At 48.7% G+C, this 15,694-nt stretch carries 9 protein-coding genes; 5 read left to right on the forward strand and 4 right to left on the reverse strand.

Features of this window, described 5'->3' with window-relative positions; translation table 11 throughout:
• Positions 1–24: 24 nt before the first annotated feature.
• The 4 genes from K0H59_RS08890 to K0H59_RS08905 all read right to left on the reverse strand — a co-directional run bounded on the left by K0H59_RS08890 (position 25) and on the right by K0H59_RS08905 (position 8,991).
• Positions 25–3,081, reverse strand: coding sequence for an efflux RND transporter permease subunit (locus K0H59_RS08890; protein WP_220055282.1), 3,057 nt, complete (start codon positions 3,079–3,081; stop codon positions 25–27).
• The gene (locus tag K0H59_RS08895; RefSeq protein ID WP_220055283.1) at positions 3,078–6,341 is read right to left on the reverse strand and encodes an efflux RND transporter permease subunit; all 3,264 of its coding nucleotides are present in this window, start codon (positions 6,339–6,341) and stop codon (positions 3,078–3,080) included. Before K0H59_RS08895 ends, K0H59_RS08890 begins: the two co-directional genes overlap by 4 nt.
• Before the next feature lie 12 nt (positions 6,342–6,353).
• On the reverse strand, positions 6,354–7,418 hold the full coding sequence (locus K0H59_RS08900) for an efflux RND transporter periplasmic adaptor subunit (protein WP_011716731.1): 1,065 nt from the start codon (positions 7,416–7,418) through the stop codon (positions 6,354–6,356).
• A 286-nt stretch (positions 7,419–7,704) separates the two neighbouring features.
• A complete protein-coding gene (locus tag K0H59_RS08905; RefSeq protein ID WP_011716732.1) occupies positions 7,705–8,991 on the reverse strand; it encodes a citrate synthase in 1,287 nt (428 codons plus the stop codon).
• A 416-nt stretch (positions 8,992–9,407) separates the two neighbouring features.
• Between K0H59_RS08905 and sdhC the strand changes: the two genes are divergently transcribed.
• The 5 genes from sdhC (at position 9,408) to sucA (ending at position 15,664) form a co-directional block, all read left to right on the forward strand.
• Positions 9,408–9,803, forward strand: coding sequence for a succinate dehydrogenase cytochrome b556 subunit (gene sdhC / locus K0H59_RS08910; protein ID WP_011622410.1), 396 nt, complete (start codon positions 9,408–9,410; stop codon positions 9,801–9,803).
• Positions 9,797–10,144 carry a succinate dehydrogenase, hydrophobic membrane anchor protein gene (sdhD, locus tag K0H59_RS08915; RefSeq protein ID WP_086904060.1) on the forward strand — a complete coding sequence of 116 codons (348 nt, stop codon included), beginning with the start codon at positions 9,797–9,799 and terminating at the stop codon, positions 10,142–10,144. Before sdhC ends, sdhD begins: the two co-directional genes overlap by 7 nt.
• Positions 10,145–11,911 (forward strand): succinate dehydrogenase flavoprotein subunit, encoded by a 1,767-nt coding sequence (sdhA, locus tag K0H59_RS08920; protein ID WP_011622412.1) that lies wholly within the window; start codon positions 10,145–10,147, stop codon positions 11,909–11,911.
• Positions 11,912–11,922: 11 nt separating this feature from the next.
• Positions 11,923–12,630 (forward strand): succinate dehydrogenase iron-sulfur subunit, encoded by a 708-nt coding sequence (locus tag K0H59_RS08925; RefSeq protein WP_011622413.1) that lies wholly within the window; start codon positions 11,923–11,925, stop codon positions 12,628–12,630.
• A gap of 214 nt (positions 12,631–12,844) precedes the next feature.
• Entirely contained in the window at positions 12,845–15,664 is a 2,820-nt protein-coding gene (gene sucA, locus K0H59_RS08930) for a 2-oxoglutarate dehydrogenase E1 component (RefSeq protein ID WP_088211368.1), read from the forward strand.
• Positions 15,665–15,694 lie beyond the last annotated feature (30 nt).

The following is a 15,694-nucleotide window of genomic DNA, read 5'->3' on the forward strand; positions in this document are numbered from 1 at the left end:
ACTTATATCGCAAATATTAACTAGTTAAACCGTCCAAGGTAGGAGTTTTTGGGCGATGCGGTTCGATTCACCTAGGCGCACCGCGGCGCGATAACGCATTCGGTAGAGCAGTTGGTAACATAATGGCACCAAATACAGACTCGTCACCGTTGAGAACGACAAACCGCCGATAATTGCAATGGCCATTGGCGAGTAGGGTGGGCCTCCGCCGCCGATTTGGGTATCGCCCATTGCCAGTGGCACTAGGCCTAGTACGGTTGTTCCCACTGTCATCAGTACCGGGCGCAGACGGGTAATACAGACTTCGCGTATGGTGTCCGACAACTTATCGAGCTCCGGTGTCATCTGGTTGATTTGGTCGACCAATACGATGCCGTTATTCACCACAATCCCCATTAGAATCAAGATCCCTATCATGGCCATGACCGACATAGGTGTGCCTGTGAGCAGCAGTGCCCAAAAGACGCCAGTGATCGAGAACAGAATCGAGGTGATAATCGCCGTCGGTAATAGCAAGGATTCAAACAGCGCCGCCATTACGATGTAAATCATGGCGATAGCAAGCAGCATATTGATAGCCATCACGCTCTGATCTTCATCCTGACGCTCAAACCCACCTCGCAGCGAATAGTTATAACCATTCGGGAAGCGCACATTTTCCATCACCTGTTTGATCTTCGTTTGGGCTTCCTCTGTGGTGAGATTATCTAAGTTCGCCCCGATAGAAAGCGAGGTTTGTCGATTATAGTGCTTGATGGTATCGAACCTAGGTTGGATCTCGATACTGGCAAGGTTATCAAGGGTATACAGACGTTGGTCGATACGCACGATCGGCAGTTGTTTTAGCTTCTCGAGGGATTTTTGCCATTCCTTCTCATAGGCCATTTCGATACGCAGTTCCCCATTGGGGTCGTGTCTAAATGAGCGTAGCGGTGAGCCGCGCAGGGCCATTGATATGCTAGAAGCCACTTCGTTGAGTTTTAAATCCAGTCGTGCCGCCATCTGACGATTTATGCGGATCACCACTTCCTGCTGCGCACCGTTCACTTCGGATCGCACATCCACTAACCCTTTGATATTGGAGAGTAAGGGTAATACTTGCTCACTCAAATGGATAAGCTCTGAGGTGGAGCGACCTGTGAGCGTGACGCGTACGCCCGAGTTATCATTGCCCCAGCCAAATTGAGGCTTAGCAATGGAGAATTTAGGAAACCCGCTGCGGATTTTCTTCTTTAATTCATCCAGTGGCATGGGCAGGTCTTTTTTCAGCAAAATTACCGAGGAGGCATCGTCGGGTGCATAGTAGCTATACACTGAGTCGATATGGAATTCTTCTTTATTATTATAAAGATACTCTTCCATTTGGCTCACCATTGCCTCGGTCACATTGAGGTTATGGCGACCTTCCACTTGGTAGTTGACGTAAATGCGCTCCTTACTTTGGCTGTCCTCCTGATCCTGTTTGACCATCGATAGCGGCAGGGCGGTGGATACTAAAATCGCCACCGAAATCAGCCCAGAACGCCAAGGACGCAGTAGCACCCAGTTGAGGCTACGATTGTAGAAGTTTTGCAACTTACCCGGCGCTTTCTCTGGTGTGATATCGAAGTGGAACTTAGTTAGCATCAATGGAATTAATGTTTTAGCCACTAACAGTGAGGCCGCCAGCGAAATACAAATCGCAATCGCCACATGTTCAAGGAAGATGGTGAGCTCGACTTTTACCCCAAAGATGTTGGGTAAAAATACGATAGCCGTGGTCATAGTGCCCGCAAGCACGGCAAGACTGACCTTATCGACCCCTGTCATGACCGCATTTTCATTGTCTTGAACACTTTTAGTATCTTTGCCTTGTTTCTCCTGCAGCACACTCTCAGTCACCACCACCGCATTATCGATAAGCATACCGACCGCCAATAACAGCCCCATCATCGACAAAATGTTTAAGCTGTAACCTAGTAGATACATAGCGGCTAGCGTCATACCAATCGAAATCGGCACAGATGACACCACAATCAAGGTCATCTTGAAGTTTCTCAGGAATAAATACAGCACGATAAAAGACAGCAAGGCGCCGATTAGTCCCGACAGCAGCAGATCCGAGAGAGAAGATTTTACGCCAGAGGCTTGATCTTCCATGATAAACAAGCGAATACCTTGGAATTGTTGATCTTGCTTGGCAAGCTCAATCACCTTTAATACCCTGTCAGACACTTCCACTAAGTTGGCGCCGGATTCTTTAAACACATCCAGACCCACGGCGTAATGCTTATCTAAATGACGCCCTTCGACCCGTTCAGGTAGCGCAAATTGCACATCGGCAACGTCACCTAAGGTCAGCCCTGGCAATAGCACTAGGGCTTTAATGTCTTCTAGATTGCGAAACTCGCCCTTAGGTGACACCTGATAAACCAGATTACTTTCCCGCAAAGTGCCAGCGCTCAACACAAAGTTTTCGCGGCCGAGACGCGTCTGTAACTCGGTTGCCGAATAGCCACTGGCGGCGAGGCGGTTGGCATTGATCCTGACCTCAATCTGCTTTTGCTCAACCCCATAGAGATTAACCTTAGACACCCCCTCGACCCGCTCCAGCGGACGTTTGAGCTGTTTATCAAGCAAGTCGAATGCGCCAGAGAGCTCGCGATCGCTCGAAATCCGTATGGTTAATACCGGCATATCGGCGGTGGAGAATTGGCGGATAAACACCCGCTCAACATCCTTGGGCAATAAGTGCCGCACCGCATCGATTTTTTCCCGTGCTTCTAAGCTTTTAGTGGCGACGTTCTCGCCCCATTTCATATTGATCTCGATTTCCGAACCCTCTTGGGATGATTCGGATTCCAGCTCATCGATACCGCCCATAGTGGCGAGGGACTCTTCGAGCACCTTAGTGATGTCGCGCTCGACTTCCGCTGGCGTTGAGCCTTTGTAAGGCACTTGCACCACAATTTGTGGGATATCGATGCCGGGGAACATTTCGAGCGGCAATAGGCGACTAGAAGCTAAACCAAACAGCAAGATAGCAAAGAAAAACATGCTGGTGGTGACAGGGCGTTTTATCGCTAAACGGGTGAGGTTCATAGGCGAGCCTCCGCGGTTTCTGCCGTGTTGTCTTGCTCTGTGGCGGTATGCGTAAACTCTTTACGGTCAAACAGGGCATAGAGCACTGGAATCACAATCAGGGTCAATAGGGTCGAGAGGCTCAAACCAAAGATTACGGTAATCGCCATCGGTGCGCGGACTTCTGAGCCATCACCTAAACCTAAGGCCATCGGCAGTAAACCTAAAGTTGTGGTTAGGGTGGTCATCATAATCGGGCGCAGACGGGATTTGGCCGCAACCTTAATGGCTTCAAGCTTGTCCACGCCTTCGGTGCGCAGCTGATTAATTCTATCTACCAGTACGATGGCGTTGTTGACCACAATCCCCGCGAGCATGATGAGGCCGATAAACACCACCACACTCAAATGGGTTTGGGTGATATAGAGCCCCAGCACGCTACCTGCCAGCGCCATCGGCACAGCAAATAAGATCAGCAGCGGATGCAGCAGCGATTCGAACTGACTCGCCATCACTAAGTACACCAGGAAAACTGCCAGGATTAATGCAATCTTCAGTGACTGGAATGAATGCTCCATTTCCTCATTTTGCCCACCAAAGCGTGCTTGAACCGAGGCTGGCAACACTTGTGCAGACAAAATTTGCTGCGCTTCGGCTACTGCGTCACTTAAGTCGCCATAGGCAAGGTTGGCCGATACTAAGGCCACACGTTGTTGGCTGATGCGGTTAATCGCCGATGGGCCTAGTTGCAATGACACTTCAGCTACGGCGCTCAGTGCAATCGGTTGTGGGCTGTTGGGGTTGATGATTAGCGCATCGATATCACTGATTTGATCCCGCTCATTGAGTTCGCTACGCACTAAAATATCAATCTTGCGGTCACGTACTGTGTATTGACTGGCGACCGTGCCACCGACGCGCTGGGCGATGCGATTGGCGACCGTGGGCGCATCCATGCCTAAGGCGGCTAAGCGAGCATGGTCGAAGCGAATGCTGAGTTCTGGCTGACCATCACGCAGGCTAGTATTCACATCGGCAAAGCGCTCGGAGGCGGTAAGCGCCTTAACCAGACTATCGGCACTGCGTTTGAGCAAGTGTAAATCGTAACCCGTGAGCTCAATCTCCAATGGGGTTTTAAAGCTGAAGAGTTCAGGTTGCTCGATTTTGGCTTCCAACTCAGGTATGCGGCGCGCAGTGTCACGCAGCACTTGTGTTACCTGATGGTAAGCCGTGTGATCGTTCAGAACGACCTGTAAACGCCCCCAGTTTTCGCCGCCACGGGCGGTATCAGAGGTCATAAGACCGCCGCTGCCCGCTTGGCTATAGGCATGTTTGACTTCCGGCCTGTCTTTAATCGACATCGCGAGTTGTTGCAGCACTTTATCAGTTTCACCGACCGCCGTGCCAGGAGGCAGCAGGATCTCCACATAAAACTCCCCTTGGTTCATCGGTGGGATGAGTTCCATGCCAAGGCGGGGGAGCAGGCTAATACAGGCGCCAGTGATCCCTATGGTCAGCAACAAGGTGGCGACTTGTTTACGCAGCGCCATCGCCAGCAGTTTGTGGTAAACCGACTCGATAGCATGGTAAACAAAGTTAAAACCACTGCTCAGTGGGCGCATCACTAACCCAAGCAGCCAAGAGAAGAAGCGGCCAATGACTAATGCTAATGTCAGTAATGCACTCGGTAAGTAGCTAAAGAGCAACACAATCGGGAAGGAAAATACCGTCGCGCTGTAGTGTTTTAACTTACCTAGCTTAGTAGTGGGTTTCTCCTTCGGGGTTTTCTTGATGAGTTCAGGAAGTGCTGTAAAGCCTTCGCGGGAGGCCAGCATTGGAATCGAGGTTAATGCCACCAGGAGTGATGCGAGCAGGGCAAAGGTCACTGTTAGGGCTTGGTCCGAGAACAGGGCGCCGGCAATACCATCGACAAATACCAAGGGGACAAACACCGCGAGTGTGGTTAGGGTGGAGGCGAAAATCGCGCCAGCCACTTCTTTAGTCCCTGTGACAGCCGCATCTAACTTGCTCATGCCTTCGCTGCGGCAGCGGTCGATGTTCTCCAGCACCACAATGGCGTTGTCGACTAAGAGACCAATGGCGAGCGCAATACCGCCTAATGACATGATGTTTAAGCTGATATCGGCAAAGTACATCATGTTAAAGGTAGCAATCACCGAGAAGGGGATCGAGATAGAGATGATCAGCGTCGGGATAATATTGCGCAGGAACAGGTAAATCACCAGCATGGACAAAATACTGCCCATTAGCGCGGATGAAGTCACTTCGCTCACGGCACTCTCAATAAACTCGGACTGATCGTAAATCACTTCCAGTTTGTTTTGCTTAGGATCTTGGTTGATTTTGACTAGCTCATCGCGCAACTTTTTAGCCACCGCGACCGTGTTGGCATCACCTTCCTTATAGATAGCCAGTTCAATCGACTCTTGGCTGCCGATACGGGTAATGTCGCTGCGCTCTTTAAAGGCATCGGTAATGGTGGCGACTTCAAATAGACGTACTAAGGTCTGTGCGTCGCGATAGACGATCACTTGTCCCAATTCTTCCAATGAATTGAATTGGTTAAGGGTACGTACCAGATATTCACGGTCGCCTTGGATCACTTTACCCGCAGATAAGTTGATGTTTTCCTCGTTGATGCGACGCTTAATGTCATCGGCATTCAAATTGAGTTGAGATAACTTTTCCTGATTGAGCTGAATATGCACTTCTTGCTCTAAACCACCGGATAAACGCACCGCGGCCACCCCAGAGAGGGCTTCTAAACGGCGTTTAAGCTCTTCCTCGGCGTAGGTGCGCATCTGCTTGAGTTCAGCCTCAGACGCATTAGGCACCGACAGTGCGAGACGCATGATAGGGTCAAGGTTGGGGTTAAAGCGCAGCAATAATGGCTTTTTAACATCCAGAGGCAGGGCGATAGTGTCGAGTTTTTCACGCACATCGAGGCTCGCCATGTCCATAGTGGTGCCCCATTCAAACTCGAGCACTACATCGGACATGCCAGAGCGGGAGATAGAGCTTATCTTACGTAAGCCTTTCACTACGCCGACGGCTTCTTCAATGGGTTTTGAGACCAGTTGTTCTACTTCAACGGGCGCCGCACCATCGTACATGGTCCGAATGGTTAAGGTGGGGTAGCTTAAATCGGGTAGGAGTTTTACCGCTAAGCGCGAAAACCCCACCATACCGAATAACATAATGGCCAGCATGAACATCCATACCGTGACTGGCCGTTTAACTGAGGTGCTGATGATTGACATGAAAGACTCCTATCAGTTCTTCGCTGAGGCCAAATCAAGTGGGGTAATGACTTCAACTAAGGATTGGTCTTTCAAATTTTGCTGACCACGGGTCACGACTTGCTCGCCGGGTTTGATACCGGAGACGACTTCCACCGAGTCACCTTCGCGGTAGCCGATTTCGACTTCGCGGCGGTTAGCATTGCTGCCGTCAATCACATACAGGGCTTGCTTATTGTCTTGGTTTATCAGGGCACTGTAGGGCACAGTGATCACATTCTCATGGGTGTCATACTTCAATTCGACCCGTGTGAACATCCCAGCTTTTAAATGCGCATTTTGATTGGGCACGGCCAAGGTGACTTTAAAGGTGCCACTCTGTGGGTCGACCACAGGGCTGATGCGCAGCACTTTCGCGTGGATGGCATTTTTGCTCTGTTGATTGCTAAAGACTTGGGCTTCTTGGCCTAAACGTAGGCTGGTTAATTGCTGCTCAGGTAAATGGACAATCCCGTGCAGCTCGTCTTGATTGACGATATAGAAGAGGTCACCAAATTCTTGGGCCATGTTGCCCGCTTTGACATAACGCTTAGCAACAATACCGTCAATAGGGGAGACCACATGACTTTCTTTGACTTGTAACTCAGCAAGATCCCGTCTTGCAATGGCGGCTTGTAGATTGTATTCGAGCTTTGCCATGGAGTCGGCACTGATAAACTCTTTATTGGTCATTTTCTTCAAGCGGTTTAACTCTTGCTCGATGATTTTCACTTCGGCTTCGGAGCGGTCGAGATCGTATTGCTGGCGTTTGGCATCGATAACCGCGAGGATTTGTCCTTTTTGCACCCGGTCGCCTTCTTCGACATTAATGGCTTCGATAAGGCCGGCGATGCGGCTCACGACGTTAGCTTCCTGTGGGGCTTCGAGGGTGGCGGTAGTGCTATAAAACGAAGACACATTACCCTGCATCACGGTAGTGGTTTCGACGGGAATGGCATATTGTTCTTCTTTTTTAGCCACTTCCTCTTCGCCGCATGCTGCTAACATTGACACTAACAGCACGGGTAGGGCGAACTTAGCAATTGTTGACTTTTCCATAAGAGTATTACCTGTTGTCATTTTTGTGATGCCATCTGAAAGCAGAAAACATGCCAAAGTTAAAAATACATTAATTTCAGTAGATTAACTTAAATTTGTCAGATTGTAGATTAGGCAAACTTACTAAATGTAGCTAAAAAGTTTAAAAAGTGATGAGAAATGCTAAATAAGCTGAAGCGAGGTCATTCGGGATTGTGTGGCTGGGAGTGATAAGAAGAGCGAAGGGCGGGTATGAAAATCCCAATAAAAAAGCGCCCAGTGGGCGCTTTTAATCGATAAATGCCGATTAGCGTTTATCTTGGCTTACGAAATCACGCGAAGTCTCGCCAGTATATAGCTGACGTGGACGGCTGATCTTGTGACCTGGTTGATCCAACATTTCTTTCCAGTGAGCAATCCAACCCACAGTACGTGCTAATGCGAACAGTACAGTGAACATGCTAGTTGGAATACCAATGGCTTTCATGATGATGCCAGAGTAGAAGTCGACGTTTGGATAGAGTTTCTTCGAAATGAAGTACTCGTCTTCCAGTGCGATACGCTCAAGTTCCATGGCCACATCTAATAATGGATCTTGTACTTTCAGCTCTTTTAACACTTCGTGACAGGTTTCACGCATCACTTTGGCACGTGGGTCAAAGTTTTTGTAAACACGGTGTCCGAAGCCCATTAGACGGAATGGGTCGTTCTTGTCTTTCGCACGGGCGATGAATTCAGGAATACGGTCTACTGAACCGATTTCTTCTAACATTTGTAGACAAGCTTCGTTCGCGCCGCCGTGTGCAGGGCCCCATAAAGAAGCAATACCCGCAGCGATACACGCGAATGGGTTCGCGCCTGAAGAACCGGCTAAACGTACGGTTGATGTTGACGCGTTTTGTTCGTGATCCGCATGTAGAATGAAGATACGATCCATAGCACGTTCAACGATTGGGTTTACCTTGTACTCTTCACAAGGCACGGCAAACATCATGCTTAAGAAGTTGCCTGCATAGCTTAAGTCATTGCGTGGGTAAACGAATGGCTGGCCAGAAGAGTACTTGTAGCACATAGCGGCAATCGTTGGCATTTTGGAGACTAGGCGATAAGCGGCGATTTCGCGGTGGCGAGGATCGTTGACATCGAGTGAGTCTTGATAAAATGCAGACAATGCACCAGTAACACCACATAACATCGCCATAGGATGAGCATCACGACGGAAACCTCTAAAGAAGAAGGCGAGTTGCTCATGAACCATTGTGTGGGTTTTTACTGTGTGTACAAATTCAGCATATTGCTCTTTCGTCGGCAGTTCACCGTAAAGCAGCAGGTAACACAGGTCTAAGTAATCTGAGTCAACGGCGAGTTGCTCGATTGGATAGCCGCGGTGTAACAATATACCTTGATCGCCATCGATATAGGTAATTGCAGATTCACAGGAGGCTGTCGCGAGAAAACCTGGATCAAAAGTGAAGTAACCCTTGCTGCCAAGTTTACTGATATCGATTACGTCAAAACCAGCGGATCCTTGCTTTACTGGCAATTCTATCGAGTCGTTCCCTGGTAATTCTAATTTGGCTTTTAAATCAGCCATACCCCGTTCTCCTTACTTCGTTCTTATCTGTGAGTGCGGCATGTCAAACCGCCATTACTTTACAGCCATTCTAGATCACATTTCAATTTAAATAAGCGTTTAAATTTGTTAGACCATGGTATAAATCTCTTTACTTTCCTTGGTGCAGCTGGCACTTAGGTGAAAATATCCTTAAAAAAACAAAATTTGCATTCTGTGATGTTTGTATTTGACATTTCGCGCGAGTATACTTGCCTCCGCCTAATAAGGGCTGCAAACGATGATGTTAAAACACCCTTTGTTTACATGTTAAATAAGTGAGTGTTCAAATAGTTATCTGTTTGTTTAAACTTTGCTTTTGTGTTTACTTTTGCCCTGATTTACCCCTCGGTTTAAAGTTTGTACAAAAGCGGTTCACATAACAAAAAAAATGCTCAATGGAGCTGAGTGAGCAGAACGTGAAAAAGCAAAGACCTGTCCATTTAGATCTGCAGACCATTCGCTTTCCTGCAACAGCGATTGTGTCAATTCTTCACCGTGTATCCGGTGTCATCATGCTGTTCGCTGTTGGCATTCTTATTTGGTTGCTAAATTCATCTTTAGCCTCCGCTGAAAGTTTCGCAGGCGTACAATCTCTGTTTGATAACTTCGTCGTGAAGTTCATCATGTGGGGCATTTTGACTGCACTGGCATATCACTTATTCGGTGGCCTACGCCACTTAGTAATGGATACCGGTCGTTGGGAAGAGTTGGCTTCGGGCACCGCCTCAGCGAAAGCTGTATTTGTACTGACGGTAGCCTTTTCAATTTTAGCGGGGTTATGGGTATGGTAACCAATGCAGCAAGTTTTGGACGCAGTGGTGTTCATGACTTTATTCTACTACGCGCTAGTGCAGTAATCCTCGCCTGTTACACCATTTTCATGGTTGGCTTTATTGCATGTAGTTCCCCTCTCACCTATGACGTTTGGCACGGCCTGTTTAGCGCTCTGCCAATGAAAGTGTTTACCCTGCTTGCGCTGGTTGCACTGCTTGTTCACGCCTGGATTGGTGTATGGCAAGTATTGACGGATTACGTCAAGTGCACTGCGTTACGTGGTGTTTTACAGTTCACCTTCGTCGTCACCGTCTTTTGTTATCTGGCGGCCGGCATTGTTATTGTGTGGGGTGTCTAAGTGAGTATTCCAGTACGTGAGTTTGATGCTGTAGTGATTGGTGCCGGCGGTGCCGGTATGCGCGCAGCATTACAGATTTCTAAAGAAGGTAAGAGCTGTGCGCTTTTATCTAAAGTATTCCCAACCCGTTCTCATACTGTATCTGCGCAGGGTGGTATCACCGTTGCGTTAGGTAACGCCCATGAAGACCATTGGGAACAACACATGTACGATACCGTAAAAGGTTCCGACTTTATCGGTGACCAAGACGCTATCGAATTCATGTGTCAAACCGGTCCAGAAGCCATTATTGAACTTGAGCACATGGGTTTACCTTTCTCTCGTTTCGATAACGGTAAGATTTACCAACGTCCTTTCGGTGGTCAATCTAAAAACTTCGGTGGTGAACAAGCGGCGCGTACCGCTGCTGCGGCAGACCGTACTGGTCACGCACTGCTTCACTGCTTATACCAACAGAACGTTAAACACAAAACTCAAGTGTTTTCTGAGTGGTATGCCCTCGATTTAGTGAAAAACCAAGACGGTGCCATCGTAGGTTGTACTGCGATTGAAATCGAAACCGGTGAAATCGTTTACTTCAAAGCCAAGGCCACTGTACTTGCTACTGGCGGGGCAGGTCGTATCTACGCATCTACCACAAACGCACACATCAATACCGGTGACGGTGTTGGTATGGCGATGCGTGCAGGCGTTCAGATGCAAGATATGGAAATGTGGCAATTCCACCCAACCGGTATCGCTGGCGCGGGTGTACTTGTGACTGAAGGTTGTCGTGGTGAAGGCGGTTACCTGCTGAACAAAGACGGCGAGCGTTTCATGGAGCGTTATGCACCAAACGCGAAGGACTTAGCATCTCGTGACGTGGTAGCACGTTCTATGATGACTGAAATCCGTGAAGGCCGTGGTTTAGATGGTCCATTAGGCCCACACTGCTTACTGAAACTCGATCACTTAGGTAAAGAGACCTTAGAAGCCCGTCTACCAGGCGTGTGTGAACTTTCTCGTACCTTCGCGCATATCGACCCGGCCGATGGTCCAATCCCAGTACTGCCAACCTGTCACTATATGATGGGTGGTCTGCCAACGAAGGTGAGCGGTCAAGTTATTCGTAAGAATGACGACGGCAGCGAGCAAGATGTGGTTGGTTTATTCGCAGTAGGTGAGATTGCCTGTGTGTCTGTACACGGTGCTAACCGCTTAGGCGGTAACTCTCTGCTCGACTTAGTGGTCTTTGGCCGCGCTGCGGGTCAACACTTAGGTAAAGCACTCGATGAGACTGCGGATCCAAAAGATGCGACCGATGCGGAAATTCAAGCGACTTTAGCACGCTTAAACCGCTGGGAAAGCAACAAGTCTGGCGAAGATCCAGCGCAAATCCGTAAAGATTTACAACTTTGCATGCAATTAAACTTCTCTGTATTCCGCCGTGGCGATGCAATGGCAGAAGGTTTAGAGCAGTTAAAAGCTATCCGTAAGCGTTTAGAAAATGCCAAGTTGTCTGATAACTCTCGTGAATTCAACACTCAACGTATTGAATGTTTAGAGTTAGACAACCTGATGGCGACGGCAATTGCCACTGCTTATGCCGCTAACTTCCGTACAGAGAGCCGTGGCGCTCACTCACGTGAAGACTATTTAGAGCGTGATGATGATAACTGGTTATGTCACACCCTGTTTGACCCTGTGACTGAAACCATGGATCGTCGTGCTGTGAATATGGCGCCTAAGTTACGTGAAGCATTCCCGCCGAAGAAACGTACCTACTAGGAGTTGCAAAGATGAAATTGGAATTTGCAGTTTATCGTTACAATCCTGATGTAGATACAAAACCTTACATGCAGGATTACAGCCTGGAAGTGGCTGAAGGCTCTGACATGATGGTGCTTGATGCACTGATCAAGTTGAAAGAACAGGACCCAACGTTAGCGTTCCGTCGCTCATGCCGTGAAGGTGTTTGCGGTAGTGACGGTGTGAACATGAACGGTAAAAACGGTCTGGCTTGTATTACACCAATCTCTACCTTCAAAGGTAAGAAGTTGGAAATTCGTCCACTGCCAGGTATGCCAGTCGTACGTGACTTAGTGGTTGATTTAACTCAGTTCTACAAGCAGTACGAGAAGATCAAGCCGTTCCTCATCAACGATGAGAAGATGCCTGCCCGTGAACATTTACAGTCGCCTGAACAGCGTGCGCATTTAGATGGTCTGTACGAATGTATCATGTGTGCATGTTGTTCTACGGCTTGCCCATCGTTCTGGTGGAATCCTGATAAGTTTATCGGTCCTAGCGGTCTGCTACACGCTTACCGTTTCTTGATCGACAGCCGCGATACAGCGACAGAAGAACGTCTTTCTGAGCTGGACGACGCCTACAGCGTGTTCCGTTGCCATGGCATCATGAACTGCGTTGACGTCTGTCCAAAAGGACTTAATCCGACTAAAGCAATTGGTCACATTAAGTCAATGCTGCTTAAGCGAGCTGTGTAATGCGAGAACCCGAGCTTAAATCAATAATAATATAGCTCTCGAAGAGTCACTTTCTGGGTATAGAAGGTGGCTCTTTTGTGTATGTAATGGAAGACAACGCGCCGTGAAATCTGGATATCTAGGGGCGGCAAAATTTATGCATCGAAGGTAATTGCTTGAGATTGCATATAAAAACTATGGCTAAGCACGTGTATAAAGTTTGAAAGGAATAGCAATGCACCAAGGCATCATGAAAGCCTGGCTCGAATCATCTCACTTAAGTGGTGCAAATTCGACCTACGTAGAAGAGATGTATGAAGCCTATCAAGAAGACCCACAGTCAGTCTCTGACGATTGGCGTGCGGTATTTGATAATCTCCCTCCGGTGAACGGTGCTTCTAAAGACGCGCCTGAAGCGGCTCACTCCAAAGTACGTGATTATTTTCGCAGTTTAGCGATGGACGGACGTCATAAGAGCGCAGCTCGTGTGACCGATCCTGAGTTGGATGCTAAGCAAGTTAAAGTGCTACAGCTGATCAACGCCCACCGTTTCCGTGGTCACCAAGGGGCTAACCTCGACCCGTTAGAATTGTGGAAACGTGAACCTGTTGCCGATTTAGATCCCGCATTCCACGGTCTGACCAAAGAAGACATGGAACGTGAGTTCAACACTGGCTCGTTCGCCCACGGCGGCGAAACCATGAAGCTGGCTGACTTAGTCAAAGCGCTAAAAGCCACTTACTGTGGTTCGATTGGCGCCGAATACATGCACATTACCGATACCGATGAGAAGCGTTGGATCCAACAACGTCTCGAACCATCCTTAGGTAAAGCTAACTACGATAAAAGCGTTAAGACCCGCATTCTCGAAGGCCTAAATGCTGCTGAAGGCATTGAAAAATATTTAGGCGCTAAATTCCCTGGTGCAAAACGCTTCTCGTTAGAAGGCGGCGATGCGTTAGTCCCTATGATGCGCGAAATCATTTACCGCGCAGGTGAAGCGGGCACGAAAGAAATCGTCGTTGGTATGGCTCACCGTGGTCGTTTAAACGTACTGGTGAACGTGTTAGGTAAGCGTCCAGCCGAACTGTTTGACGAGTTCGCCGGTAAGCACGCCGATACCCACGGTTCAGGCGACGTAAAATACCACCAAGGTTTCTCTTCAGATTTCGAAACGCCGGGTGGCAACGTGCACTTAGCACTGGCCTTTAACCCATCACACCTTGAAATCGTTAACCCTGTGGTCATGGGCTCTGTACGTGCTCGTCAAGACCGCCGTGGTTGTAAAGACGGTTTACAGGTGATGCCAATCACGATCCACGGTGACTCTGCAATTGCGGGTCAAGGTATCGTGCAAGAGACATTCAACATGTCTCAAACCCGTGGCTTTAAAGTGGGCGGCAGCATCCGTATCGTGGTAAACAACCAAGTTGGTTTTACCACCTCAAACCATTTTGATGTGCGTTCAACTGAATACTGTACTGACATCGCTAAGATGGTTCAGGCACCGATTTTCCACGTAAACTCTGACGATCCAGAAGCCGTTGCCTTTGTTGCGCAGCTTGCTGTTGATTACCGTAACGAGTTTAAACGTGACGTGGTGATTGACTTAGTGTGTTACCGCCGTCATGGCCACAACGAAGCTGACGAGCCAAGTGCAACTCAGCCATTGATGTATGCCAAGATCAAGAAACACCCAACGCCACGTAAGATCTACGCTGACAAACTGATCGCCGAAAACAGCATCGGTGCGGATGAAGTGACCAGCATGATCAACACCTACCGTGACGCCTTAGACCAAGGTGACTGTGTGGTGAAAGAATGGCGTCCAATGACACTGCACACAGTGGATTGGACTCCTTACATTGGCCGTGAGTGGGACGAAGCGTATCAAGCATCTCTACCACTTGAGCGTCTGCAAACTCTGGCTGACAAGCTCAGCTACGTGCCAGAGAGCCACCCACTGCATTCACGCGTTGCTAAGATTTACGGCGATCGCGTTGCTATGGCAAAAGGCGAGAAGTTACTCGACTGGGGCTTTGCTGAAACCTTAGCCTACGCCACGATTTTGGAAGACAACAAGCGCGTTCGTATTACAGGTCAAGACTCTGGCCGTGGTACTTTCTTCCACCGTCACGCGGTTCTGCACAACCAAAACGATGCAACCACCTATATGCCGCTGCGCAACCTGTCTGAAGACCAAGGTCCAATCGACATCACTGACTCAGTATTGTCTGAAGCGTCAGTACTGGCTTTCGAATACGGCTACACCACAGCAGAGCCTGGTGGCCTAGCGATTTGGGAAGCCCAATTCGGTGACTTCGCAAACTGTGCTCAAGTGGTTATCGACCAGTTCCTGTCGTCTGGTGAGCAGAAGTGGGGCCGTCTATGCGGTCTGACCATGCTGTTACCACACGGTTACGAAGGTCAAGGTCCAGAACACTCAAGCGCCCGTTTAGAGCGTTTCTTGCAGCTGTGTGCTAACCACAACATGCAAGTGTGTGTGCCATCAACGCCAGCACAGGTTTACCATATGCTGCGTCGCCAAGTGGTGCGCCCAATGCGCCGTCCACTGGTGGTGATGTCACCTAAGTCATTGCTACGTCACCCATTAGCGGTTTCTAGCATGGAAGAATTGGCTAATGGCACCTTCCAAAACGTGATCGGTGAAATCGATACGTTAGAAGCGAGCAAAGTCGATCGTGTCGTGTTCTGTAGCGGTAAGGTGTACTTCGAGCTACTGGAAAAACGCCGTAAAGAAAACATCAACAACATCGCAATAATCCGTGTCGAACAGTTATATCCGTTCCCACATGAAGAAATGGTTGCAGCCTTAGCTGACTACCAACATGTGACCGATTTTGTATGGTGTCAGGAAGAGCCGCAAAACCAGGGTGCTTGGTACTCTAGCCAACATCACTTCTGGGCTGCTATCCCTGCGGGGGCAAAACTGACCTATGCTGGCCGTGAAGCATCTGCTGCACCAGCCTGTGGTTACCCTGAGCTGCATGCTCACCAACAAGAATCTTTAGTGAACAGTGCCCTAAAGCTGTAATAGCTAAGACTGTAGTAATAGACATTTTAT

The organism is Shewanella sp. FJAT-51649 (genome assembly GCF_019457435.1).
Classification (GTDB): domain Bacteria; phylum Pseudomonadota; class Gammaproteobacteria; order Enterobacterales; family Shewanellaceae; genus Shewanella; species Shewanella mangrovisoli.

Excerpts from the sequence above, each read along its gene's own strand:
- sucA (WP_088211368.1), top strand. The coding sequence starts at position 12,845 with ATGCACCAAGGCATCATGAAAGCCTGGCTCGAATCATCTCACTTAAGT.
- K0H59_RS08925 (WP_011622413.1), top strand. The coding sequence starts at position 11,923 with ATGAAATTGGAATTTGCAGTTTATCGTTACAATCCTGATGTAGATACA.
- K0H59_RS08895 (WP_220055283.1), bottom strand. The coding sequence starts at position 6,341 with ATGTCAATCATCAGCACCTCAGTTAAACGGCCAGTCACGGTATGGATG.
- sdhC (WP_011622410.1), top strand. The coding sequence starts at position 9,408 with ATGGAGCTGAGTGAGCAGAACGTGAAAAAGCAAAGACCTGTCCATTTA.
- K0H59_RS08905 (WP_011716732.1), bottom strand. The coding sequence starts at position 8,991 with ATGGCTGATTTAAAAGCCAAATTAGAATTACCAGGGAACGACTCGATA.
- sdhD (WP_086904060.1), top strand. The coding sequence starts at position 9,797 with ATGGTAACCAATGCAGCAAGTTTTGGACGCAGTGGTGTTCATGACTTT.
- K0H59_RS08900 (WP_011716731.1), bottom strand. The coding sequence starts at position 7,418 with ATGGAAAAGTCAACAATTGCTAAGTTCGCCCTACCCGTGCTGTTAGTG.
- K0H59_RS08890 (WP_220055282.1), bottom strand. The coding sequence starts at position 3,081 with ATGAACCTCACCCGTTTAGCGATAAAACGCCCTGTCACCACCAGCATG.